At 39.2% G+C, this 25426-nt stretch carries 24 protein-coding genes; 14 read left to right on the forward strand and 10 right to left on the reverse strand.

What is annotated here, in order from left to right; all coding sequences use genetic code 11:
• Window positions 1–78 precede the first annotated feature (78 nt).
• Window positions 79–777 carry a porin family protein gene (locus IAG46_RS15940; RefSeq protein WP_190811381.1) on the reverse strand — a complete coding sequence of 233 codons (699 nt, stop codon included), beginning with the start codon at window positions 775–777 and terminating at the stop codon, window positions 79–81.
• Between the two features lie 4 nt (window positions 778–781).
• A complete protein-coding gene (ubiE, locus tag IAG46_RS15945) occupies window positions 782–1510 on the reverse strand; it encodes a bifunctional demethylmenaquinone methyltransferase/2-methoxy-6-polyprenyl-1,4-benzoquinol methylase UbiE (RefSeq protein WP_190811382.1) in 729 nt (242 codons plus the stop codon).
• Between the two features lie 195 nt (window positions 1511–1705).
• Between ubiE and trkA the strand changes: the two genes are divergently transcribed.
• The 5 genes from trkA to IAG46_RS15970 are packed head-to-tail and all read left to right on the forward strand — an operon-like array spanning window position 1706 to window position 7040.
• On the forward strand, window positions 1706–3055 hold the full coding sequence (gene trkA / locus IAG46_RS15950; protein WP_190811383.1) for a Trk system potassium transporter TrkA: 1350 nt from the start codon (window positions 1706–1708) through the stop codon (window positions 3053–3055).
• On the forward strand, window positions 3055–4545 hold the full coding sequence (locus IAG46_RS15955; RefSeq protein WP_190811424.1) for a TrkH family potassium uptake protein: 1491 nt from the start codon (window positions 3055–3057) through the stop codon (window positions 4543–4545). Before trkA ends, IAG46_RS15955 begins: the two co-directional genes overlap by 1 nt.
• 34 nt (window positions 4546–4579) lie before the next feature.
• Entirely contained in the window at window positions 4580–5011 is a 432-nt protein-coding gene (locus IAG46_RS15960) for a DUF4440 domain-containing protein (RefSeq protein ID WP_190811384.1), read from the forward strand.
• A gap of 14 nt (window positions 5012–5025) precedes the next feature.
• Entirely contained in the window at window positions 5026–5979 is a 954-nt protein-coding gene (locus IAG46_RS15965) for an ornithine cyclodeaminase family protein (RefSeq protein WP_190811385.1), read from the forward strand.
• Window positions 5976–7040: a proline racemase family protein gene (locus tag IAG46_RS15970; RefSeq protein WP_190811386.1), complete on the forward strand. Its 1065-nt coding sequence runs from the start codon at window positions 5976–5978 to the stop codon at window positions 7038–7040. Before IAG46_RS15965 ends, IAG46_RS15970 begins: the two co-directional genes overlap by 4 nt.
• Before the next feature lie 49 nt (window positions 7041–7089).
• On the opposite strand, the gene IAG46_RS15975 is transcribed toward IAG46_RS15970, so the two are convergent.
• Window positions 7090–8280, reverse strand: a complete 1191-nt coding sequence (locus IAG46_RS15975; RefSeq protein ID WP_190811387.1) for a pyridoxal phosphate-dependent aminotransferase — start codon at window positions 8278–8280, stop codon at window positions 7090–7092.
• A 13-nt stretch (window positions 8281–8293) separates the two neighbouring features.
• Window positions 8294–9397: an acyl-CoA desaturase gene (locus IAG46_RS15980; RefSeq protein WP_190811388.1), complete on the reverse strand. Its 1104-nt coding sequence runs from the start codon at window positions 9395–9397 to the stop codon at window positions 8294–8296.
• A gap of 113 nt (window positions 9398–9510) precedes the next feature.
• Between IAG46_RS15980 and rsmG the strand changes: the two genes are divergently transcribed.
• On the forward strand, window positions 9511–10146 hold the full coding sequence (gene rsmG / locus IAG46_RS15985; protein ID WP_190811389.1) for a 16S rRNA (guanine(527)-N(7))-methyltransferase RsmG: 636 nt from the start codon (window positions 9511–9513) through the stop codon (window positions 10144–10146).
• A gap of 226 nt (window positions 10147–10372) precedes the next feature.
• Here the strand turns inward: rsmG and IAG46_RS15990 are convergent, their stop codons facing one another.
• From IAG46_RS15990 to IAG46_RS16010, 5 genes are all read right to left on the reverse strand, one after another.
• Window positions 10373–12181, reverse strand: coding sequence for a Na/Pi cotransporter family protein (locus tag IAG46_RS15990; protein WP_190811390.1), 1809 nt, complete (start codon window positions 12179–12181; stop codon window positions 10373–10375).
• A 181-nt stretch (window positions 12182–12362) separates the two neighbouring features.
• The gene (gene pruA, locus IAG46_RS15995; protein ID WP_190811391.1) at window positions 12363–13991 is read right to left on the reverse strand and encodes an L-glutamate gamma-semialdehyde dehydrogenase; all 1629 of its coding nucleotides are present in this window, start codon (window positions 13989–13991) and stop codon (window positions 12363–12365) included.
• A gap of 117 nt (window positions 13992–14108) precedes the next feature.
• Window positions 14109–14495, reverse strand: coding sequence for a Co2+/Mg2+ efflux protein ApaG (gene apaG / locus IAG46_RS16000; RefSeq protein WP_190811392.1), 387 nt, complete (start codon window positions 14493–14495; stop codon window positions 14109–14111).
• A gap of 3 nt (window positions 14496–14498) precedes the next feature.
• Window positions 14499–15692 carry a DUF3667 domain-containing protein gene (locus IAG46_RS16005; protein ID WP_190811393.1) on the reverse strand — a complete coding sequence of 398 codons (1194 nt, stop codon included), beginning with the start codon at window positions 15690–15692 and terminating at the stop codon, window positions 14499–14501.
• 30 nt (window positions 15693–15722) lie between these two features.
• Window positions 15723–16967 (reverse strand): DUF5103 domain-containing protein, encoded by a 1245-nt coding sequence (locus IAG46_RS16010; RefSeq protein WP_190811394.1) that lies wholly within the window; start codon window positions 16965–16967, stop codon window positions 15723–15725.
• 151 nt (window positions 16968–17118) lie between these two features.
• Between IAG46_RS16010 and IAG46_RS16015 the strand changes: the two genes are divergently transcribed.
• The 8 genes from IAG46_RS16015 to IAG46_RS16050 all read left to right on the forward strand — a co-directional run bounded on the left by IAG46_RS16015 (window position 17119) and on the right by IAG46_RS16050 (window position 24653).
• Window positions 17119–18471 (forward strand): Na(+)-translocating NADH-quinone reductase subunit A, encoded by a 1353-nt coding sequence (locus tag IAG46_RS16015; protein WP_190811395.1) that lies wholly within the window; start codon window positions 17119–17121, stop codon window positions 18469–18471.
• Window positions 18472–18474: 3 nt separating this feature from the next.
• Complete coding sequence (locus IAG46_RS16020; RefSeq protein ID WP_190811396.1) at window positions 18475–19740, forward strand: NADH:ubiquinone reductase (Na(+)-transporting) subunit B; 1266 nt, start codon at window positions 18475–18477, stop codon at window positions 19738–19740.
• Between the two features lie 2 nt (window positions 19741–19742).
• Window positions 19743–20492 carry a Na(+)-translocating NADH-quinone reductase subunit C gene (locus IAG46_RS16025; protein WP_190811397.1) on the forward strand — a complete coding sequence of 250 codons (750 nt, stop codon included), beginning with the start codon at window positions 19743–19745 and terminating at the stop codon, window positions 20490–20492.
• Between the two features lies 1 nt (window position 20493).
• Complete coding sequence (locus IAG46_RS16030) at window positions 20494–21141, forward strand: NADH:ubiquinone reductase (Na(+)-transporting) subunit D (RefSeq protein WP_190811398.1); 648 nt, start codon at window positions 20494–20496, stop codon at window positions 21139–21141.
• A gap of 12 nt (window positions 21142–21153) precedes the next feature.
• The gene (gene nqrE, locus IAG46_RS16035) at window positions 21154–21894 is read left to right on the forward strand and encodes an NADH:ubiquinone reductase (Na(+)-transporting) subunit E (RefSeq protein WP_190811399.1); all 741 of its coding nucleotides are present in this window, start codon (window positions 21154–21156) and stop codon (window positions 21892–21894) included.
• Between the two features lie 2 nt (window positions 21895–21896).
• Window positions 21897–23204, forward strand: coding sequence for an NADH:ubiquinone reductase (Na(+)-transporting) subunit F (gene nqrF, locus IAG46_RS16040; RefSeq protein ID WP_190811400.1), 1308 nt, complete (start codon window positions 21897–21899; stop codon window positions 23202–23204).
• A 79-nt stretch (window positions 23205–23283) separates the two neighbouring features.
• Window positions 23284–23649 (forward strand): Na(+)-translocating NADH-quinone reductase subunit F, encoded by a 366-nt coding sequence (locus IAG46_RS16045; RefSeq protein WP_190811401.1) that lies wholly within the window; start codon window positions 23284–23286, stop codon window positions 23647–23649.
• Window positions 23650–23651: 2 nt separating this feature from the next.
• On the forward strand, window positions 23652–24653 hold the full coding sequence (locus IAG46_RS16050; RefSeq protein ID WP_190811402.1) for an FAD:protein FMN transferase: 1002 nt from the start codon (window positions 23652–23654) through the stop codon (window positions 24651–24653).
• Here the strand turns inward: IAG46_RS16050 and IAG46_RS16055 are convergent, their stop codons facing one another.
• The gene (locus tag IAG46_RS16055) at window positions 24654–25418 is read right to left on the reverse strand and encodes a class I SAM-dependent methyltransferase (RefSeq protein ID WP_190811403.1); all 765 of its coding nucleotides are present in this window, start codon (window positions 25416–25418) and stop codon (window positions 24654–24656) included.
• Window positions 25419–25426: the final 8 nt, after the last annotated feature.

The raw sequence follows: 25426 nt of genomic DNA on the forward strand, positions 1-25426 counted from the left end.
CCTAATTCATTTAAAAAACTCAATCGACAAACGACATTTCCTGAACTCTAAACGATAGTGGAAAGTGAAAATAAGCTGTTACTCAAATGTAAAATTGATAAAAAAGCCCCGTGTACGCATGGCATCGATATTCCCTGTCCATGGACTATTGGGATCGTTGTCGGGAACAATTTCATTCGTAAGGGCGAAAACACCCCTAATCGAAGGTGAAAATTTAAAATACTCGGTATAAATGTCTATTCCGAAGCCAAGTTCGTAGCCATACACATTTTTCTTCATCCGGAATTCACCGCTGCTGTTGTCATCTAGGCTATCTTCTTTACTTCCTAAGTTCATAGCGGTATAAACGCCACCTGTAACATAAGGTTTCCAATTACCGAACCTGCGTGCGCTGGCTTTCAATAATAATGGGAATCGTATATAGGTCGATTTGACTTCTCTGAGAGCATCCGCTTCCGTTGTAAACCCTGGAAAACCTAAAGTTCTGGATGTATACAGCAGACCTGGTTCAAATCGAGCATCCAAAAACTCATTGATACGTACTTCGCCTATAAGTCCCACATTAAACCCAATGCTTTTATTTACTAGAACATCTTCCCCAATATCATTTTCATACTCAAATTGGAAATCATATTGATTAAATCCCAAATAATACCCCCAGTTCAAAAGCTTTTGATCTTCGGTTTGAAGATTGAGTATAGGGTCTTTTTTAAACTGTGCCAAGGAATTCGGACATGCCAGTATCAGCAAGCCAAAAAGAAGAAGGACATTTTTCATCAAATTATTTTGTAGCGACATATATAGATGCCACCCCAAATGTCTGGGGTTTGTTCTCTATACCTATAAACCCGATTTTGTCCAAAATATTGTTGAATGCTTCTCCATGAGGGAAAACGGAAGCTGATTCACTCAAGTAAGCATATGCCGACCTGTCTTTGGAGAAGATTTTACCAATGGTTGGCAATATATATTTGGTATAAATGCGATACCCCTGTTTAAATGGTGTTTTGGTTGGTACGGAGGTTTCAAGAACCACAAAGCTTCCCCCTGGTTTGAGCACTCTCAATATTTCACTTAATCCTTTTTCCAGATTTTCGAAATTACGAACCCCAAAAGCAACGGTTATGGCATCAAAAGAATTATCATCAAAGGGAAGTTTTTCGCTATCGCCAATCATCATTTCAATGGTATTTTGAAGGTTTTTTGCAGAAATCTTGGTTTTTCCAACGTCCAACATACCTGGGGAAATGTCAAGTCCCACAATTTTTTCAGCACCTGTGGATATCATTGCTATGGCTAGATCGCCAGTTCCTGTAGCAATATCTAGAATGTTTTTTGGAGCTTTTTTTGTTAAGATGGAGACCACTTTCCTTCGCCATTTTAGGTCAATACCAAAAGAAATAACTCTGTTCAATCCATCATAATCCTCAGAAATTGTATCGAACATTTGTCTTACCTGCTCCTTTTTGCCTAGGTCGGAATCTTTATATGGTTTGACTTTTTTTGACATCTGATAAATTTGCTGGCAAATATACAACTTAGGTATATGGAAGGGGTACAAAAATAATTACGTAATTTTGCCGTGCAATCATGGAAAGCTTTTCCGTATTATGTTAGGTATTTGTCTTTTGGACCGCGGCCATTATTCTTTTTTGCCGTTTATAACACACAAATTGAACTTTTTGGGAACATCTTATACTAATCAATGAAGATTATAATTGCGGGAGCAGGTGAAGTAGGCTTTCATTTGGCAAAATTATTGTCGTATGAAGCACAGGATATTACATTGATTGATACCGACAGGGAAAGTTTGACTTATGCCGATAATCATTTAGATATTAGGGTGCTTCGGGGTGATGCCACTTCTATAGAAGTGTTGCGTGATGCACGGGTTGAAAGTTCCGAACTTGTCATTGGCGTTACAGCATCGGAAACCACCAATCTTACGCTTTGTATGTTGGCGAAGCAATTGGGCTGTAAAAAAACCATTGCTCGAATTTCCAATACGGAATTCATGGACAACAGGGAACTGATAAAGTTTGATGAGCTCGGAATTGACGAGTTGATTTCTCCAGAAGAACTCGCGGCAACTGAAATTCAACTATTGCTTAACCAGTCGGCCTTTAACGATACGTATGAATTTGAGGATGGCTTACTGACCATGATAGGGGTGTTTTTACCAAAATCAGCTCCTTTTGTGGGCAAAATGGTGAAAGAAGCGGCCAAAATATTCCCAGAACTACATTTTATGCCAATCGCATTGCAGCGAATGGGAACCCAATATACCTTGATTCCAAGAGGAGATACCATTTTTAAAGAAGGTGATCAGGTTTATTTTATTACTTCCGCCGAAGGTGTGGATGAGTTATACAAACTCACCGGCATGCAGAAAAAAGAAATCAAAAACGTGATGATTCTTGGTGGAAGCAAAGTTGGATTCAACACCGCTCGAGATCTGTGCGACAAAAAATTCAATGTAAAATTGATAGAAAAGGACAAGGAGAAAGCTTTTGACATTGCCGATGACCTGCCGCATGCCCTTGTTATTAATGGAGATGGAAGGAATGTGGAGCTTTTGGATGAGGAAAGCTTGGATTCCATGGATGCTTTTATTGCAGTTACAGGGAATTCCGAGACGAATATTATGTCCTGCTTGGTGGCCAAATCAAAAAAGATAAAAAAGACCATTGCCATGGTCGAGAATATGGATTACTTCCAGCTATCCCATTCCATCGGAGTGGATACCTTGATCAATAAAAAACTTTTGGCGGCCAATAATATATTTAGATATATACGAAGGGGAGAAGTACTGGCCTTAACACGCCTGAACAATCTAAATGCCGAAATATTAGAGTTTGAGGTTAAAGCTACTTCACTTGTGAACGGTGAGATAATCCGTGAATTAAACTTCCCAAGAGAAGCCAGTATTGGTGGTGTGATTAGGGATGGTAAAGGAATTATCGCTCTTGGTGATTTTAAAATTCAGGAAGGTGACCGTGTCGTTGTATGCTGCTTGCCGAAAGCAATTCCAAGAATAGAAAAGCTGTTCTTGTAATGGGACTGAACACGCGGATAATCGTACATATTATGGGGCTATTGCTACTGTGCAATGGCTCTTTTATGCTTCTGGCTGCTTTTGTAAGTGGTATTTATGATGATGGTGTTACCTTGGATATTACCCTTGCCGCCATAGTTACCATGCTTTTTGGAATAATGGCTATGTTCGGTACTCGTGGCCATAAAAAGGAAGTAAAAAGAAAAGAAGGCTACATTGTAGTTACTTTCGGATGGATTATCATGTCCATTTCTGGGACGCTCCCTTATCTTTTTTCTGGTGCAATTCCTACGGTGACGGATGCTTTTTTTGAAACAATCTCAGGATATACGACCACGGGTGCTTCAATTTTAGATAATATTGAAATCTTACCCAAGGGTATTCTTTTTTGGAGAAGTCTGACCCATTGGATAGGAGGTATGGGTATCATAGTACTTGCAATTGCCATTCTTCCACTTTTAGGAATTGGAGGAATGCAGTTGTTTGCCGCTGAAGCTCCTGGTCCGGCCGGTGATAAATTACACCCTAGAATTACAGACACGGCTAAAAGGTTATGGCTAATTTATTTTGGGTATACCGTAGCGGAAACTATTCTATTGAAACTTGCTGGAATGTCACTATTTGATGCCATGAACCATTCCTTGGCAACCCTTTCAACAGGTGGATTTTCCACCAAAAATGCAAGTCTGGCCTATTGGAACGATCAACCTTTAATCCAGTATATCACTATCGTCTTTATGTTTTTGGCCGGAAGTAACTTTGTGTTGAGCTATTTCGCTTTCACAGGAAAGGTGCAGCGAATTTTAAAAGATGAGGAATTTAAATATTACGCCAGTTTCATAGTGCTTTTTACCATTACCGCTGCGTTGGTTGTGTATTTCAAAGCCAATGTGCCTGTATCTGATTTTCACCCAATGATATTTGGAGAAGGTGAAAGTGCCTTTAGGCATGGCCTCTTTCAAGTAGTGGCGATTGTAACCACCACCGGATTTGTAACAGCTGATTTTACAAGCTGGACACCATTTCTTACGATTTTGTTTTTCGGATTGATGTTTTTGGGCGGTTCGGCAGGTTCCACTGCAGGTGGAATTAAGGTAATGAGACACTTGCTCATCATAAAAAATGGGATTCTAGAATTTAAGCGAACCCTGCACACTAATGCCATAATTCCTGTCCGCTATAATAATAAAACGGTTACCGAACATATCGTGTATAATATCATTGCCTTCTTTGTACTCTACATGTTGTTTTTTATAATTGGATCCCTTGTTTTGGGCTTTTTAGGTCTTGATTTTGTTTCGGCAATAGGTGGTTCGGCTTCATCATTGGGGAATGTTGGCCCCGCATTTGGCAGTCTCAACCCCATGAGCAATTACAATAGCCTGCCGAATGCAGGTAAATGGTGGTGTGGCTTTTTAATGCTCTTGGGGAGGTTGGAACTATTCACCGTGTTGATCATACTTACCCCATATTTCTGGAAAAAAACGTAGCTTTCATCAGTTTTAAAGTTCAAAAACTGATTTTATGAAAAAAACCATGTTCCTACTAATGGGCATTGGTCTATGCTGTATTAGTTGTGCCGTTTCCGAAGAAGGAGATAAGGCCGAAATCATGCAGATACTTCACAATCAAGAAGAAGCTTGGTCCAATCATGATTTGGAAGGATTTATGCAAGGATATTGGAAAAGCGATTCTTTAAAATTTTATGGTGCAAGAGGACTTACGTTGGGCTGGGATAAGACCCTTTCAGGATACAAAGAAAGATACCCAACAAAAGCAGACACCGGGAGCTTAAATTTCATCATTGACGCTATCACTAAAATAGATTCGAATTCTTATTATGTCATGGGACAATACCACCTCACCAGAAAGGTTGGCGATGCAAATGGAGTTTTCTTGATTGTGCTCCGAAAAATAAATGGTGAGTGGAAAATTGTTGCTGACATGTCTTGCTAAATACTTTTGAAAAATTGGAGCAGCCCTTATATATTAATTCATCTTTCATAGAAGAAAACACCAACTTTCATGAGTTGGTCGAGAAGTTAAGAAGTGCTTTTACATCAAAGACTTTTTTAATACCTCAACGACATCATCATGATTTCCCCAATCCAAAAACTACTAAGGATGCCACCTTATTACTTATGCCCGCATGGAATCCAGGAAAGGAGGCTGGAGTAAAGGTAGTTACGGTCAATCCAGGAAACGACGAGTTTGGATTGCCTTCAATTCAAGGGAGTTATTTGTACTTGGATGCTATAACGGGAACCTTGAAAGCAATAATGGAAGCTAAGAGTTTGACGGCAAAACGTACGGCTGCTGCATCTGCTTTGGCTTCATCCTATTTATCAAGAAAAGATGCTGCTTCGATGTTGATGATGGGTACCGGAGCACTTTCGGTGAATCTGATTAAAGCGCACGCTTCAGTTCGACCCATTGAACAAGTTTTTGTTTGGGGTAGAAATGTAAAAAAGGCAGAAGAAATTTGCGAGGTACTTTCTAAGGAGAACTATAGTGTGAAGGCAATATCCAAAATAGATGACAAAATTTCGAAAGTGGATATCATCTCCTGTGCAACACTTTCGGAAAAACCTTTGGTTTTAGGTGAAAACCTTGTTTCTGGACAACATATAGACTTGGTCGGAGCTTATAAACCCAATATGCGTGAGGCTGATGATGACGCTATTATAAAATCTTCCGTTTTTTTGGACACGTTTGGAGGACAACAAGAAAGTGGTGACATTGCCATCCCTCTACAAGAAGGAATCCTGAAGGAAGCCGATATTAAAGCAGATTTATTCAATCTCTGCGGCGAAACTCATTTAGGGAGAACAAATAACAATGAGATTACGCTGTTCAAGTCCGTAGGACATGCTCTGGAGGATTTGGCTGCGGCAACCTACTATTATTCGAAATTTCAAAAATGAGCAATACATATAAAAAAATACTTGAAAAAGCCACTTTTTCAGCCCCTTCGGATTGGTTGCAAATCAAAACTATTGATATGCACACAGGCGGTGAGCCACTTCGGGTGATTGTGGATGGCTTCCCGGAATTAAAGGGAAATTCAGTTTTAGAATACCGGAGATATTGCAAGGGGAATTATGATTATCTGCGCACTGCCCTAATGTTTGAGCCCAGAGGACACGCTGACATGTATGGGTGTATTTTATTGCCTCCCAATGATGAAGATGGCGATTTCGGAATCCTGTTTTTGCATAATGAGGGCTATAGTACTATGTGCGGTCATGCCATTATTGCAATTTCTACCCTTGCGGTTCAGATGGATTGGATTCAGGTAAGCGAAGGTGAAAACACGCTCAAGATTGATGCTCCTTGCGGACGGATTATATCCTACGTAAATGTGGTTAACAAAGAAGTAAAAGGTGTTCGTTTTCATTGCGTGCCCAGTTTTGTGATCGGACTTGATAGAAAAATCAATGTAAAAGGATTGGGAGAAGTCACTTATGATTTGGCCTATGGAGGTGCATTTTATGCTTATGTGGATTTAAAAAAGAACAGTCTGAATCTTGATTTGACACCAGATTCATATCAAGACTTGATAGCAAAAGGAATGGATATTAAACATGCTGTAATGGAGCAAGATGCTGAAATAAAGCACCCCTTTGAAGACGACCTGAGCTTCTTGTATGGAACAATTTTTATCGATGACTCGTCCAAGGATGGCATTGACAGTAGGAATGTCTGCATTTTTGCAGAAGGGGAGGTGGACAGATGTCCCACGGGTTCAGGTGTTTCAGGTAGAATGGCCATACATTGGGCAAGAAAAGAATTGCAATTGAACCAAACCATGACCATTGAAAGCATTACTGATTCCGTTTTTAAAGGAAGTGTGATCTCCGAAGTGGATTATGGTCCTTTTAAGGCAGTAATTCCGCAGGTTGAAGGTACGGCGTACATTACAGGCGCGCACACTTTTTTAATAGATCCAAAGGATCCAATGAAAAATGGATTCATCCTGAGATAAAAAAAAGGGAGCCTTAAGGCTCCCTTTTTAATTCTATTTTGGTATTCAATTACGATACCGCCGAAGCGATTCTTGAAATGGCCTCCTTAATATCATCTTCGCTGGCCGCATAAGAAATACGAATACTATTTCCATTTCCAAAGGCGTCACCAGTAACGGTTGCAACATTGGCTTCTTCCAATAAGTACATGGCAAAGTCAGAAGCGTTGTTGATTTGCTTTCCATTCAGTGTTTTTCCGAAATATGAACTGACATCAGGATAGACATAAAATGCACCTTGAGGTTCATTGCATTTGAAACCTGGGATATTGTTCAATAATTCTAGGATGAGTTTTCTTCGATTTTTAAATTCATCAACCATATACTGCACACGGCTTGGAGATTCCAAAAGCGCTGTAATCACTGCTCGTTGCGCAATACAATTGGCACCACTTGTAACCTGACCTTGTAATTTATTGCAAGCTCTGGCAATGTAGGTAGGGGCACCTATATATCCTATACGCCATCCAGTCATAGCAAATGCCTTGGCAACCCCATTAACGGTTACTGTTCTATCATACATATCATCAAAGCCGGCCATTGAGGCATGCTCGGTTACCCCATAATTGATATGCTCATAAATTTCATCGCTAACCACTACAATTTGTGGATGTTTTTGCAATACATCGGCCAATGCTCTTAGTTCATCTTTACTATAAATGGAACCACTTGGATTGCATGGAGAGCTATACCAAAGCATTTTGGTCTTTGGCGTTATGGCTGCTTCCAACTGCTCCGGGGTCATTTTAAAATCATTTTCAATAGAAGTGGAGACTTCAACGGGAACCCCATCTGTAAGTTTAACGATATCGCTATAACTAACCCAGTACGGACAAGGTAAAATAACCTCATCTCCTTTGTTCAAGCAAGCTTGGGCCACATTATAAAGCGCTTGTTTAGCACCTGTTGAAACCACAATTTGGGAACGGTCATAAATAATGTCGTTATCCCGTTTAAATTTGGTGATAATCGCATCCTTTAATTCTACATACCCATCCACGGGGGTGTAAGAGTTATATCCATCGTTGACGGCCTGTATTGCTGCTTCCCTAATGTAATCCGGTGTTTTAAAGTCAGGTTCACCCAAACTAAGCCCAATGATATCTTTTCCCTCAGCTCTTAATTCACGGGCTTTTGCAGCCATTTCGAGGGTAGCGGAAGGGACTAAACTATTGATCCTATCCGAAAGTTGGTTGCTCATAAATCCAATTATTTTACTGGTATTGAAGGGCTGGGTTTTTACCTAGCTCTCTCAAGTGTTTGAAGTGCGAAATTATAGCTTTTCTTGTAGTTTTATATTCGTTGTATGGCAAATTAAACTCCTTGGCAGTCTGTTTCACAATTTTGGAAATTTTTGTGTAGTGAACGTGACTGATATTCGGAAAAATATGGTGCTCAACTTGATGATTTAGACCACCGGTAAACCAGTTTACGATACGGTTTTTTGTGCCAAAATTTACAGTCGTGGCCAATTGATGAATAGCCCAAGTATTTTTCATGGTTCCACTTTGATCGGGTAATGGAGTTTCTGCATCATCTACAATATGAGCTAATTGGAATACCACACTCAGGATTACCCCAGCAACATAGTGCATAATAAAGAAACCCAGTAGCACTTGCCACCATGCAATTTCCACAAAAATCAATGGAAGAACAATCCAAATGGTAATGTAAAGTAGTTTTGTAATCACTAAAGTACTCCAGTTGATAACAGGATTAGGTAATTTCCCATAAGACAATTTTCTTTTCATGTATCTATACATCTGTTGAAAATCTGTAGTGATTGCCCAATTAAACGTCAAAAGACCATAAAGAAATATAGAATAATAATGTTGGAACTTATGATGTTTTTGCCATTCGGCGTGTTTTGAAAAACGGAGAATCCTTCCTGCTTCCATGTCCTCATCATGCCCTTGGATATTGGTATAGGTGTGGTGCAGTACATTGTGTTGTACTTGCCAATTGTATACGTTACCAGCCAGAATATAAATACTGCTACCCATTAATTTGTTCACCCATTTTTTGTTGGAATATGCACCATGGTTACCATCATGCATGACATTCATTCCAACCCCTGCCATTCCAACTCCCATGGTTATGGACAATAAAAGGTAGCCCCAGAACGGAAGATTTAACGTTAGCATTAAAAAATAGGGGGCCAAAAACAGGGAGAACATCACCAAAGTTTTAAGGTGAAGTTTCCAATTACCGGTTTTCTTTATTTTATTTTCATTAAAATATTCGTTTACTCTTTTGTTCAGTGTTTTGAAGAATTGTGCTGAATCTTTTCTTGAAAACCGGATAATCTCCTTTTCCATATAATAAATTTTTACAAAGGTAGGTAAATTGACTTCTCAAGTTCACCTCCTTTTTATAAAACGATGTTAAGGTGCCCAAAAGTATTAATTTTGCCGAAATTAACAGATTGCAAATGACTGTAAACCTTATTTTCAAATATTTTACGAAGCTCACCGATGTTCAGAAGCAACATTTTGAAGGCTTGGATGCATTGTACCAAGACTGGAACAAAAAAATCAATGTGGTGTCAAGAAAGGATATTGATGAGCTTTATCTGCGCCACGTACTGCATTCTTTGGGGATAGCCAAAATCCAGCAATTTGCTGAAGGTGCTGAAATTTTGGATGTTGGCACCGGAGGTGGATTTCCAGGCATTCCTTTGGCAATTTTATTTCCTGAAGTTCAATTTACGCTTGTTGATGCAATTGGAAAGAAAGTAAAGGTGGTTCAAGAGGTAATAGATGGACTTGGTCTGGACAATGTTAAAGCCCAACATACAAGGGTTGAAGAGTTGAAAGGACAATATGATTTTATAGTGAGTAGGGCAGTGGCGGCCATGCCGACATTCGTGCACTGGACCAAGGGAAAAATCAAAAAAGATTCTTTACACGAGAGGAAGAATGGTATTCTTTATTTAAAAGGGGGTGACCTGATCGAAGAACTCAAAGATTATAAAACCGTCCAGATTTTTGATTTAAAAACCTATTTTGAAGAAGATTTTTTTGAAACAAAAAAAGTAGTGTACCTCCCTCAGAAGTACAAAATTTAGTCTTATATACTCAACATTCTGTTATATACAGATCTACATTTTTTAGAGTATTCTCTAACATACTGTATCCAATATTCAATTCGTTTTTTCATAGGAAATGGTATTTAAACTGTCTTAAATTTACAATTACTTAACGTTAAATTTACATATAAATTATGTGAAGATGCAAGCAATTGTGTCTCTTTAACAGAAAACTACAAATTTAGAGTTGCAATTATGATCAAGATCATGGACCCAATTGGTCTTGTTCATCCTCACTCAGAATCCCTTTTTCATACTCAAGTTGTTCGGGTAATTTTGACTCTTCGAGGATGGAATCTTTGGTGATATAAAGTAGTTCGACCACTGAAATCAAATCCTTAACTATATTGATCACAGAGTCGCTGTCATTCATCAACGAAGTGGCCATTTCATTGGTGATATGGTTTTTCCTGATGAGCTGGTTTATAGATCCATTCATGATCACGTCGCTTTTATCTGCCTTGTCACGCAACTTATCCAATTTGGCAAGGTATAAAGAAGGATCATCTGCATCTTGGATGTTGGTTACAATTCGCATGACCTTTACGATTATTTTCCGAAGGGCATTGTATTCCTTTTTAATATAATAATTGTCAGAATCCATATAAATGGAAAGGTTACGGTGTATTGGTTTCATCGCCTTTACCACCGAAACAATATGCCTATTTGCAATTAAAATATTTCGGATTGCTGCAATAAGATCTTTATCCAACTCAAATTTGCTTTGTAACGCTGTGGCATATGCTACGATTTTATTATAAATCGATTTAATCTTAAGATAATACAGTTGATCAAGGTCTACTTCAATGGCCTTCTTATTATCTATAATAACCTTGGCTTTTTTAGTGGACTTAATATCTTCCCGATGCACATGAACACCATGGGCTATGGCTTTAAAGGCGGATTTTTCAAATAATCTTGTGGATTCCTTTAATAGTGCTGCTATACCTGTTTGGGGATATTTTAAATAAGCCTTGTTAAGATACATGGGCTGGTCAATTTCCTTTTCCGGATCAATAATTTCAGGAACAAACCTTTTAACAATTTTGGCAATCACCGGAACAAACCAAATCAACAAAAAAGTATTTGTAATGTTGAATGTGGTATGAAATACCGACAGGGCCACGGGTACTGCTGTGGCCTCAACAAAAGGAGACAAGCCCCCATCTTTGGTAATAAACCAATTAATGGCATTTAAAAATGGAACAAATAAGATCAGTAGCCACAACACTCCCAATACATTAAAGATCAAATGTGCTCTGGCTGCCCGTTTGGCTTGAAAATTGGCTACTAGCGCAGCTAGGTTAGCCGTAATGGTGGTGCCTATGTTTTCTCCAAGTACCATAGCGGCGGCCATGTCAAAAGGAATCCAACCTTCGTAACACATAATCAGCGTTAAGGCCATAGTTGCACTTGAAGACTGAATAATCACCGTCAACAAAGTGCCGAGCAATAAAAATATTAGTACAGAACCAAAACCGAGTTGCGTGTATTTGGACAAAAATGCCAGAGCTTCCGGATTGTTTCCAATATCGGGTACGGCATCCTTCAAAAATTGAAGCCCAATAAACAAAATGGCGAACCCAATAATAAAACGTCCCCATTGTTTTACTTTTTTACTTTTTGAAAATGTAAACATAAAGCCGAGGCCCACCAAAGGAAGGGCTATGGCACCCATACTCACCTTGAATCCCAACAATGTAATCAGCCAAGCTGTGACCGTGGTACCTATATTGGCGCCCATAATGACACCTATAGATTCAGTCAAGGTAAGTAATGATGCATTGGCAAAACTCACCACCATCAATGTTGTGGCCGATGAGGATTGAATAACAGAGGTAATTAAAAATCCTGTGAAGACAGCAAATAGACGATTTGACGTCATGGAAGCCAAAATCTTGCGCATTTTATCACCAGCTAACTCCATAAGAGCATCGCTCATCACTTTCATTCCATAGAGAAAAAGCCCAAGTGATCCTAGTAAAGTGACAATGTCACTAAAGCCGTATTGCATAAATGAACAAGATTGTTAAACATTTTTCAAAGATGAAAGTACAAGAAATACTTGAAATTTAAATGCTGGATTTTAGATTTAGTAATCCTTATACCGTTTTATTTAAAAGCGAGAATGGTCCAATCAAAAAAGCCCCATTCTTAAAAAATGGGGCCATATAACTTTTGTTAGTATTGGATTGCTATCCTAAAAAAGGGTAACGATAATCCTCTGGGGTAACAAATGTTTCTTTTATCAACCTTGGAGATACCCAACGTAATAAGTTCTGTGCAGAACCGGCTTTGTCGTTGGTTCCAGAGGCTCTTGCTCCGCCAAATGGCTGTTGACCTACTACTGCACCCGTTGGTTTGTCATTGATATAGAAGTTTCCAGCACAATTTTGCAATGCTTTGGTGGCTTCATCAATGGCGTAACGATCTGTTGCTAAAACTGCACCAGTTAATGCGTATTCGGATGTTCCATCGACCAGTTCTAAGGTCTTGTTCCAATCTTTGTCCTCATAAACATAAATGGTAACCACAGGCCCAAAGAGCTCTGTGCACATTGTGGTATATTTTGGGTCTTTGGTCAAGATAACCGTGGGTTCCACGAAATAACCGACAGATTTATCATATCCTCCACCAGCAATTATCTCCGCATTATCATCGGCCTTTGCTTGGTCAATATATTTGGCCAATTTGTCAAAAGAACCTTCATGGATTACGGCAGTGATAAAGTTGCCCATATCGGCAGGAGAACCTGGTTTGTTGAAAGATTCGATGTCCGTCTTAACCAAATCAAGAATTTTACTTGCTGTTGATTTTGGCAAGTATACTCGCGAAGCGGCACTACATTTTTGTCCTTGGAATTCAAAAGAACCCCTAACAATAGCAGTGGCCACCTGTGCTGGTTTGGCCGTTGGATGCGCAACGATAAAATCTTTTCCTCCTGTTTCACCAACTATACGTGGATAGGTTTTATAGGTGTGGATGTTGGTACCAATTTGTTTCCATAATTCTTTAAAAACAAAGGTAGAACCTGTAAAGTGAAGTCCGGAAAAATCAGCATGTGAAAGAATTGTATTTGTAATCATAACAGGGTCTCCGAAGACCACGTTGATTACGCCATCAGGAAGTCCCGCTTCTTTGAATACATCGATAATCACTTTTGCAGAAAATACTTGACTGTCACTTGGCTTCCATACTACAACATTTCCCATCATAGCAGCACTTGCTGGAAGGTTTCCGGCGATGGCTGTAAAGTTGAAAGGAGTGATCGCATATACAAAACCTTCCAATGGTCTGTATTCCACGCGATTCCAAATACCATCTGCAGATTCTGGTTGCTCTGCATAGATTTGGGACATGTATTCCACATTAAATCTAAGAAAGTCTATAAACTCACAAGCAGCATCGATTTCTGCTTGGTGAATGTTCTTGGATTGCGCCATCATAGTGGCTGCATTTATTTTTGCGCGGTAAGGGCCAGCAATGAGTTCGGCTGCCTTTGAAAAAATGGCCGCACGTTGCTCCCAAGTTAAATTGGCCCATGCTTCCCGTGCTTCCAAGGCATTGGAAATTGCTTGATCCACATGCTTCTTTTCTGCAAGATGATATTCACCCACAATATGTGAGTGCTCATGTGGTGGAGACATTGTTCTGGTGTTTCCAGTCTTGATTTCCTCTGCTCCAATATAAAGCGGTATCTCCACTTTTCCATTGTAGTATGCGTCATATTGTTTAAGCACTTCCTCACGTTCTGGAGTACCTGGAGCATAGCTTTTTATGGGCTCATTATAAGCGGTTGGAACTTGAAAAAAACCTTTTCCCATTATGATGGATTTTAGATGTTAAAAATTCCGTCAAAGGTACTAAAAGAAAAAAGTATTTACAGATTAATAATTACAAGATATTGTAATTGAAGAAATGAAAATTAAGAGCCCGAAATTTTAGTTTATCGCAAAAGGAGCAGCAAATTTGAACGTAGGAATATCTACCTCAAATTCCTCTGTGGAAGTAAAGTTTACCATATGATAATGACCACGCATGGCGCCAATGGGTGATGCCAATAAGCAGCCTGAGCTATAGGTATGGGATTTTCCAGGTTTAATAACTGGTTTTTTGCCAATAACACCTTCACCGTCTATGGTCTCCATTTCTTTCAGAGCATCAAAAATATCCCAATGTCTGGCCGTAAGCTGTACGGTATCCTTACTTTGGTTTTCAATAGTGATGGTATATCCAAAGGCATAGTGCATTTTGTAGTTTTTGAAGAAGGTACCTTCAAAAGTGGTTTGCACCGATACTTTGATCCCTTTTGTAATTTGAGTAAACATATATTAATAGGTAAAGACACTTCCTGTAAACAACACAATGACCACGAACAATGCCAATATAGTGAACATTATATTGAGAAAGAGATATTTTAAAATCGTTTTAACCCTTCCCTGCCCATAAAACCTTCTCATGGCCTTGTACAGATAAAAACCGAAAATCAACAAAAATATACCTGCACTTGCCGTATTGAAAATGGCATCTATTATAAGGCTAAGGATGAGCAAGATAAATAATAATGACTGGTTGTGGAAACTAAAGATAAGATGATCGGTGTAGGTGTATTTTTTTCTGATGTATACCACCCAAAGGAAAACTGTGAAGATGGGAAGAAAGAAGAAAATGACCAAAGGCAACTTAGCAATCGTATTGTTTAAGTATGTTCCAGGTTGTGCAATGGCTTTAAGAGAGCTTTTAGATCCATTGAAGGCCATTTTATTTCTCCATGTTTCATTGGCTCCATATTTTTCTTTTGCTTCCTCGAATGTTTTTATGGAATCCTTTTTCAGAAATGTAAAGAAAAACTCCATTCTATCAACAAGACCTCCAGGATTCTTCTTTTGAAGATTTTCAAAGTATTTTCTGGGATTTGCAAGCATAAAAGAATCTTTTCTTGCCTCTTCTTTTATCCCTTGATCAATTAAAGTTTGCAATGAGTCTAAATTTTGAATTCCTGGAATAGGGATATTTTCTGAATTCTTCAACGAGTCGAGCTGCTTTAGCACTTTATCGGTCTGTTCTTTCGCATTGATGCTGTCAGAAGCAGTTTTTCCATTATTAAAACTGTAGGACAGCGGACCCGTCTGCTCAATTTTATCTTCTAAGCCAAGATTGTCCAAATTGGAAAGACTATTATCATAGGTGGCCATTAGGAAATATAGAAATGCCAAACTCAATAGAAATCGGAATGGATTGGTATAGGCTATTCGTTTTCCTTTGATGTAATCTTTGGTTATGGTACCTGGTTTGACCAAGAGGGAGTACAAAGTCTTTAATAGCTTGGAGTCATAATTGATAAGACTTGAAAAAAACTCGTCCCAAAAATCTTTGAGGCCCAATTTTTTTGTGCTGTTTGCTTGAGAGCAATTGGGGCAATACTTATCACTGATGTCCAGAAGATGTCCACAGTTGCGACATTCTGTACCCCTAAACTTTAGTTCGTAACGTCCTTTGGTAATTAAGCTTGGTTTGTTGGCCATTATCCTTGCAGGATTTGGCACTAAAGATAACTAATTGCTAATATTTCTGGAGTTTACTGAACCAATACCTATTATGCTATCATATAGATCTCCAAAATTTCTATAATAGACCAAAATAAGATAATTGTTTTCCGTAAAGTGGAAGTTTCCTGAAACCAAATTCATATCCGCCTCGGCACCCTCACCTACAACTACATATTTATAATTGTAAAAACCTTGTTTGATATGGTAGCTGAGTTCAAACTTGCCGGATTCTTCATTATAGCTCATTTTATTTTCTTCGCTCAGGTCAAAATTGTTGAACTTGCCTACCACATAAACTTGATCCAAACCTATCTGGTTAGTATATGGCAAACTAAAATGCACATTGGTATATTCCGCTTCTCGAGATACATCATCTCCCTGTAAAGTTCGAACCACAAAATCGCCGTTTATATCTGGGAAGTAGGTGTATGCACTATCGTATCTGAAATCGTTGGTGAACAAATAATGGTTGTATAGTTCTTTGAATTCCACTTTGGAAATGGCAAAGGTGGGGGACCTAAGGTCCTTGGTGTCGAAGTTCAAAAATTCATTGCCTCCATAAAAACTGGTTTCCTTATCGTACTTGTAAACAAGCTCTGTCCCCAGAGTAAATTGAGGTTTTATGTTGTAAAGAGCCGTCGGCCAGAAGTGGTTTTGCAGAATGGCGACTTTGATTTCTTTTTTCGGATTTACCACTGGAAACCCTGCGGTATTGATGTAAAATTGTACAACCTGTTTTTCATTCAGAAAATTGAAATCCCTAGAACGCTTTACATCGCCCCTTACAGAGACCAAATCACGATAAATCAGAAATCTTCTGGAAAACTGAAGCTCACCGTAAGTATTGTAAATCTCGATGAGGTAATTACCACTAACCTTTAAACGAACATTTTGATTAGGGATGGTAAGCTTGTAATTGGAATAGGGCTGTAGTGTATTATAGCTGTTTTCATAATCAATGATACGTTGATTGTCAGTTCCAACTAAATATTGAGATTTTAACAGCTGAGAAGGCGTCCAGTCATAATCGCAATGTATTATTTTATAATAATAATCTTGCTCGCTTGCTGTAAGGTCGTCAAACTCTAAAGATATTGATTCCCCGAGCTGAATTACCGGAAATTGATCCTCAGTTGGTCCGCGAAAAACTATGGTTTTGATATTAGCAGGCGGGTTAATCTCTTCCTGAACTTGGGCAAAGACTCCTGAAACAAAAAAATAAAGTACTATTTGTTTGATCATTGAACGCATTAAAAGCGTATTTTTTGGGTAAAGGTAAACAAAAAGTGTGCCTGACAAACTTAGCTCGATGTAATCCCATTTTTATGGTCAAATAATTATGAAAACAATCCATTTAGTGCTAAATTTGCGGCAATTTTGATAACAAAAGGTCTACAACAATATGTCTAAAGACATCTGGATTAAAAAAGGGTTGAATATCAACCTTGTCGGGGCAGCAGAACAGACTACTTCCAAAGGCGTTTTAAGTAACGTATATGCCCTCAACCTAGAAGATTTTCACGGAATAACGCCAAAAATGTTGGTAAAACAAGGAGCCGAGATAAAAGCCGGAGAACCTTTGTTTTATAACAAGAACCAGGAGGAAATGCTTTTTGTTTCCCCGGTTAGCGGTGAATTGGTGGATATAGTTCGAGGGGCTCGAAGAAAAATATTGACATTAAAGGTTTTGGCCGATAAGAGTCAAGAATACGTTGAACACAAAACATTGAATGTCAAGAACTCTGACGCCAATACGATTAAAGAATTACTGCTTAAATCAGGTGTTTGGCCATTTATTAAGCAACGACCTTATGATATAATTGCAAATCCCGATGTTACGCCAAAGGCGATTTTTGTATCAGGATTTACCACAGCACCCTTAGCCGCAGACGCGGATTATGTGTTGAATGGCAAGGAAGCAGAGCTTCAAGCGGCTATAGATGCCCTTGGCAAATTAACTCCAGGACAAATACATGTTTCTGTAGGAACGTCCAATAGTTCACCTTTGGCTGGTTTAGATGGTATTACACTGCACAAGGTGTCCGGACCACATCCTGCAGGGTTGGTTGGCACCCAGATTAATAGGATTGATCCTATAAATAAAGGAGAAGTTGCATGGACCATCACCCCACAAGATTTGGTGATTATTGGCGAATTGTTGCTTACGGGAAAGTTTAACGCAGAGCGTACAATTGCCCTATCCGGTTCGGTTGTAAAAGCCCCAAAATACTACACCACAAAAATAGGAGCGGAAATTTCCACTTTCTTATATGCAAGTGGAGTTAGCGAAGATAAATTCAGGTTGATCAATGGTGATGTGCTCACAGGTTCAAAAACCCATCCCGAAGGACATTTAGGTTTTTATAACAACACTGTGACCGCTATTCCTGAAGGTGATGATTATGAGCTCTTCGGATGGAACAAACCTATTTTCAATAAAATTTCCACAACCAGGGCACTTACATTTTCATGGATGCAGCCCAAAAAGAAATATGACCTTACAACCAATACAAATGGCGAACATAGAGCTTTTGTGGTAACAGGTCAATACGAACAGGTTTTTCCAATGGATATTTACCCGCTACAGTTGTTAAAAGCATGCATGGTAAAGGATTTGGATGAAATGGAGCAATTGGGATTGTACGAGGTGGCGCCGGAGGATTTTGCCTTGACGGAGTTCATCTGTATCTCCAAACAACCACACCAACAAATTATTCGAGAAGGATTGGATTTATTACATCAAGAAATTGGATAGCACATGGGATTGAAAGAAAAGTTACATCAAACCAAATTGAAATACCAGGGCAAAAAAATGGCCCCGGCCTTCAATGCAATACACACTTTTTTGTATGCTCCCAACGAAACCACCCATAATGGGTCGCATGTTAGGGGAGCAGATGATTTAAAGCGAACCATGAACACGGTGATTATGGCGTTAGTGCCTTGTTTGCTGTTCGGAATGTTCAATACAGGATATCAGCATAGTGCTGCCATTGATGGTTTCCCTGAAAATTTTTCGTTATTCGAACACTTTTTGACATGGGATAACTTTTGGTTGGGATTGATAACCATTTTACCATTAGTTATTGTTTCCTATGGAGTTGGATTGGCGGTAGAGTTCGTATTTGCGGTGATTAAAGGTCACGAAGTAGAAGAAGGATATTTGGTAACGGGAATGTTGGTGCCACTGATTGTTCCTGTAGATATTCCGCTTTGGATGTTGGCCGTCGCCGTTGTTTTTGGTGTTGTAATTGGTAAAGAGGTTTTTGGAGGAACCGGAATGAACATTTTGAATCCTGCATTGACCATTCGTGCATTTCTGTTCTTTGCCTATCCTACTTGGATGAGTGGGGACAAAGTTTGGGTGCATGGTGCAGTAGATGGTGTCACCAAAGCTGGCTCCACGGACGCGATTTCTGGAGAAACTGTTTTGGGTTATCTAGCGCAAGGCAATACAGCCGATATTTCGTATTCACTATCCGATATGTTCTACGGATTTATTCCGGGGTCTGTCGGTGAAACATCAACCTTATTGATTCTTTTGGGAGGACTGTTTCTGATATTTTCAAAAATAGCCTCTTGGCGTATCATGGTGAGTGCCGTAATCGGAGCATTGGCAATGGGATTGATTTTTAATGGAGTTGTCGCTGCCGAGTGGATTCCTGAGTACAGTAAGTTTTACGGATTGATGAACTTTGAATTTTGGCAACACTTACTTGTTGGAGGATTGGCTTTTGGAATTGTATATATGGCCACGGACCCAGTAACGGGTTCACAAACCAATAGAGGTAAATGGATTTATGGGTTTTTGATAGGTTTCCTTTCTGTAATGATCAGGGTATTCAACCCAGGATATCCAGAAGGCGTATTCCTGGCTATTCTATTAATGAATGTATTTGCACCGACCATTGATCATTATGTGGTTAGGGGTAACATTAAAAGAAGAATGAAGCGATTAAAAAACGCAACCATATACCCAAAGACATCAGGTGAAGTTGAAGCATTAACAACAGAAACAGTGTAATTATGGCAATGAATACAGAAAAAAACAGCTATACTGTAATTTTTGCGACCGTTATGGTGGTCATCGTAGGTTCGCTACTTGCATTCTTGGCTTCAGGATTAAGACCGCGAATAGATGAGAACGAGCGCTTTGAAAAGCAACAGAATATACTTTACGCCATGGGCGTTAGCCAAAATGAAGATGCCGGTAGTGTTAACTTCATTCCTACCGATGTAGTTGAAGAAGAGTTTTCCAAATACATCAAACAACAATTGGTGGTTGTCGGTTCTGAAAGTAAAGAACGGGATGAAGCTTACCTCATTGACATGAAAAAGCAACTGAATATCATCAAAAACGGTGATGAAGCTGAGTTGCCACTTTTCATTGGGGAAAAAGAAGGAAAACAATATTATATCATTCCTATGTATGGCAAAGGTCTGTGGGATGCCATTTGGGGATTCATTTCCTTGGATGAGAACATGGTAGTACAAGGTGTTGTTTTTGACCATAAAGGAGAGACTCCGGGATTGGGTTCAAATATCAAGCTTCGCTTTTTTATGGATGATTTTACCGGAGAGTCCGTTTTGGACGGAAACCGATACGCAGGAATTTCAGTGGTTAAGGGAAACAATGACCCCTTGAACAATGACAAAGAAGATAATCAAGTAGATGCGCTTGCGGGAGCAACTATTACCGGTAATGGTGTCACCGCTATGATCAAGGAGACACTTAAACTTTACAAACCTTATTTAGAAACCATTAGAACCAAATAATATGGGGCTACTTTCAAAAAAAGATGCAAATCTAATATTAGATCCATTAGCGGATAACAACCCCATCACCATACAGGTATTGGGTATATGCTCTGCATTGGCGATTACAGCAGAACTCAAGGCGTCAGTGGTTATGTCACTTTCAGTTTTGTTCGTACTTGGAGTGGGGAACGTGGTAATTTCATTGTTGCGTAACATCATCCCATCAAAAATTCGAATTATTGTACAATTGATAGTGGTTGCCACCCTTGTTATTGTAGTGGACCAGGTATTGAAAGCTTTTGCATACGAGTTGAGCAAGACTCTAGCCGTTTTTGTTGGATTGATCATTACCAACTGTATCATCATGGGTCGATTCGAAGCATTTGCATTGGGTAATGGACCTTGGAAATCATTTTTAGATGGAATAGGTAACGCCCTTGGATATGGAGTAATCTTGGTAATTGTTGGGTTTTTTCGTGAACTTTTAGGTTCAGGCACTTTATTTGGAATTCCTGTTTTAGGTGATCCAATAGCAAAAACCGGATTATACTCCACCGGATACGAGAACAATGGTTTTATGATCATACCACCAGCAGCATTGATTGTTGTGGGAATCATTATCTGGGCGCAACGGTCCAGAAATAAAGCATTAATTGAAGAAGCATAAAAGGATTATAGTATGTTAGAGCATGTAGAATTGTTTTTTAAGTCCATCTTCATAGATAATATGGTCTTTGCGGTCTTTTTAGGAATGTGTTCCTATTTGGCCGTATCTAAAAAAGTGTCGACCGCGGTAGGATTGGGAGCGGCGGTAATTTTCGTTTTGGCCGTAACCGTTCCATTAAATTGGCTGTTGGACCAATATTTATTGCGTGATGGTGCTTTGGTTTGGTTGGGCCCAGAATATGCAGATTATAATCTTAGCTTCCTGTCATTCATCCTATTTATTGCCACCATTGCAACCATGGTGCAATTGGTAGAGATTGTAGTGGAGAAGTTTTCTCCATCCCTATATAACTCTTTGGGTATTTTCTTACCATTGATTGCAGTGAACTGTGCCATTTTAGGTGGGTCACTTTTTATGCAGGCAAGGGAAATCCCTTCTTTAGGATTGGCTTTCAATTATGGAGTAAGTTCAGGTATCGGATGGTTCTTGGCTATATTGGCTATCGCTGCTATCCGTGAGAAAATAAGATATTCAAATGTTCCCGCTCCACTACGAGGACTGGGAATTACTTTCATCATTACTGGTTTGATGGGAATTGGGTTCCAGAGTTTTGGAGGTATGTTGACAGGTGACAATGAACCACCTGAGCCAGCAGAAACTACCACTGCCAAAACCATTGAAGAAAAAGAAATTGAAAAAGAGATTGAAGATGATGAAAAAGCAGTCTCCTATAACGAAGTTATAAACGAATAAAGATGATATTAGCCACAAGTACCGGAGGTACCATTCTAATTACCGTAGTAGCATTTTTGGTTTTATTGTTATTGTTGGTGGCCTTGTTGCTGTTCACAAAGGAAAAATTGTCTCCATCTGGGCCAGTTACCATCACCATTAACGGTGAAAAGGAAATTGAAGTAGCTTCTGGAAACTCTTTGCTGACAACATTGGGTAACCAGAAAGTATTTTTGCCATCTGCTTGTGGTGGAGGTGGAACTTGTATTCAGTGTGAGTGTCATGTACTTTCAGGTGGAGGAGAAGCCTTGCCGACAGAAACCCCTCATTTCTCTAAAAAGGAATTGAACCACGGTGCACGTCTGGCCTGTCAGGTTAAAGTGAAACAGGATATGGAGATTACCATACCTGAAGAAGTCTTCGGTATTAAAAAATGGCCTGCAAAAGTTGTTCGCAATTATAATGTTGCTTCATTTATCAAAGAATTCGTTGTTGAGATTCCAGAGGAAATGAACTACAAGGCTGGTGGATATATTCAAATTGAGATTCCTCCCTGTGAAGTTAAGTACTCAGATATTGACATCACTGCACATCCAGAGGAGCATGAAACACCGGATAAGTTCCAAAATGAATGGGATAAATTTAATTTATGGCCATTGGTCATGAAAAATCCAGAAACTGTGGAACGTGCCTATTCTATGGCCTCCTATCCGGCCGAGGGACGTGAGATTATGTTAAATGTACGTATTGCCACTCCGCCATGGGATCGTTCCAAAAACGGATGGATGGAAGTAAACCCAGGGGTTGCATCATCTTATATATTCGGCTTAAAACCGGGTGATCCTGTGACTATTTCAGGACCGTTTGGAGAATTCTTTATCAATGAGTCAGACGCAGAGATGCTGTATGTAGGTGGGGGAGCCGGTATGGCACCCATGCGTTCGCACCTATATCATCTATTCAAAACACTTAAAACGAACAGAAAGGTGACGTATTGGTATGGTGGACGTTCCAAGAGAGAGCTTTTTTATATTGACCATTTTAAGCAGTTGGAAAAAGAATTTTCAAATTTCAAATTCTATATGGCGCTTTCAGAACCTTTGGAAGTAGACAACTGGAAGGTCAAAGAAGATATTGACGCTGAGGGAGATGGATTTGTAGGATTCATCCACAATTGTGTAATTGACAATTACCTGAACCATCATGATGCACCAGAGGATATTGAACTGTATTTCTGTGGTCCACCATTAATGAACAAAGCTGTTCAGAAAATGGGTGAGGACTTCGGGATTCCTGACGAAAATATCAGATTTGATGATTTTGGTGGATAGAACCTGAAATTATGTAACCTCAAGTGCTATCGAGAGGTGATAAAATAAACCTAACCGATGCGAAAGTGTCGGTTTTTTTATGGAACAACGAAGGGAATTAACCGAGCAGGAATTGCATAACCTGGCCATGAATATTGTGGGAAGACAATTGGAAGCTGATGGCTACGAATTTATGGCCGTAAACAGCAAGCCCAAAAAGAATCCACAATATGTCTGTTTAAAGGAAAAAGTACTTCACTTTATTGTGGTTCGGAATGTAGAGTTTCCGAATAGTCCAAAGAATTATGATTTGGAGTTGATGCAAAAGGTGAAAAATCAAGCGGACAAATTTGAGGCAAAAACGTATTTTGCTGGGGTTGGACTATCCAATGCATCCAACAGGAAATTACCCGTATATTTAAACGAAGAGTACATTGTGGATTATCAAGGTTTGATAGAGATTTAAGAATGAGAAATTTAATTTTTGTACTGGTATCAGTGCTTTATTTAGGATGCGCCACTAAGCCTTTGGTTAAAAACCAAAATGTTGGTAATGCCTTGGGAACAACCTATTCTATTATTTACATTGCCGGAGAAGAACTTGACTTTCAAAAAGAGATAGATTCTGTATTTAAAGTACTCAACCAATCCCTGTCCACATATATCCCAACATCTGATATTTCAAAAATTAATTTGGGAGATTCCTCCATTGTTGTGGACCATATGTTCAGAGAGGTTTTTAATACCTCAACACAGGTTCATGAAGCATCCGGAGGATATTTTGATCCCACTGTGGGAGTTTTGGCCAATGCATGGGGTTTTGGCCCAGGTGAGCAATTGGATTTGGATAGTTTAAAGGTGGATAGTTTGTTGCGCTATGTGGGGTGGAACAAAGTAAAATTCAATGCCAATGGAACAATTTCGAAAACGCATCCGGCAATTCGTTTCGATTTTAACGCTGTGGCCAAAGGGTATGCCATCGACCGCCTGGGAGCTATGTTAAATGCCAAAGGAATTGAAAATTATTTGGTTGAAGTAGGAGGTGAAGTATTGACCAGGGGTATAAATTTAATTTCTAATAAGCGATGGTCTGTTGGGATAGATGACCCTCAAATAGAAACTGGCCGACAGCTAAAACGAATTGTATCGTTGGAAGACAGGGCCATGGCCTCTTCAGGCAACTACAGAAAGTTCAGAATTGACCCAGAAACTGGTAAAAAATATGTGCACACCATAGACCCCAAGACAGGCTATACCAAAAACTCCAAGGTTTTGGCAGCAAGTGTAGTGGCCAAGACCTGTACTGTTGCAGATGCCTATGCTACAGCCTTTATGGCAATGGATTTAAAGGAATCCAAGGAATTGCTGGAAAAACAGTCCGCATTGGAGGCATATATTATTTATTTGGATGATAAAGGAGAAACAGCGGAATTTATGACCTCTGGTTTTGAAAAATTGATTCAGAAATAACTATTTGGAAACCAAAGGAATAATCTCCCCTTTTGCCAATCGATACTTTTCGATATCATCCGAAGACAGCTTGGAAGTGTAATCTACTTCTTGTACCGTAAACCCGATTTCACGAAGCTTGTCAAAATAATCCCTGCCGTAAATACGAACATGATCATACTGACCAAAAATTCTAGCACGTTCTTTCTTATCGGTTATGGAATCATCCTCAAAGGTCTTTTCTCGCTTTAAATCCTGCGGAATCTGAAAAATGCCCCACCCGTCTGGCTTTAAAACGCGATACATTTCTTGCATAGCTTTGGTATCATCGGGTATATGTTCCAAAACATGGTTGCATAGAATTACATCGAACGAATTGTCATCAAAAGGAAGGTTACAGATATCTGCTTTTACATCAGCGAGCGGAGAATTTAAATCCGTGGTTGTGTAGTCAATATTTTTTAGCTGTTTGAACCTTTTGTGAAAGGCCTGTTCTGGGGCAAAATGCAAAAGACTTAGCTTTTTGGTAAAGAAATCGGTTTCATTTTTCAAAAACAACCATAGTAGCCGATGTCTTTCTAAAGAAAGGGTAGAGGGGGAGAGCACATTTTCTCGTGGATTCTCATAACCATATGGTAGAAAGGTTCGAAAACTTTTTCCATCAATGGGATCCATATGCTTTTTTCCTGTCAAAAAAACTGCGATTATGGGCCTGACCCAATAACTTAGCTTTATCAGCAACGGTCTCGGTACAAGATTCAAGAAAAATTTAAAAAACCGTTTCATTTTATTTT

Origin of the sequence: Flagellimonas sp. S3867 (assembly GCF_014698935.1) — a bacterium.
GTDB lineage: Bacteria > Bacteroidota > Bacteroidia > Flavobacteriales > Flavobacteriaceae > Flagellimonas.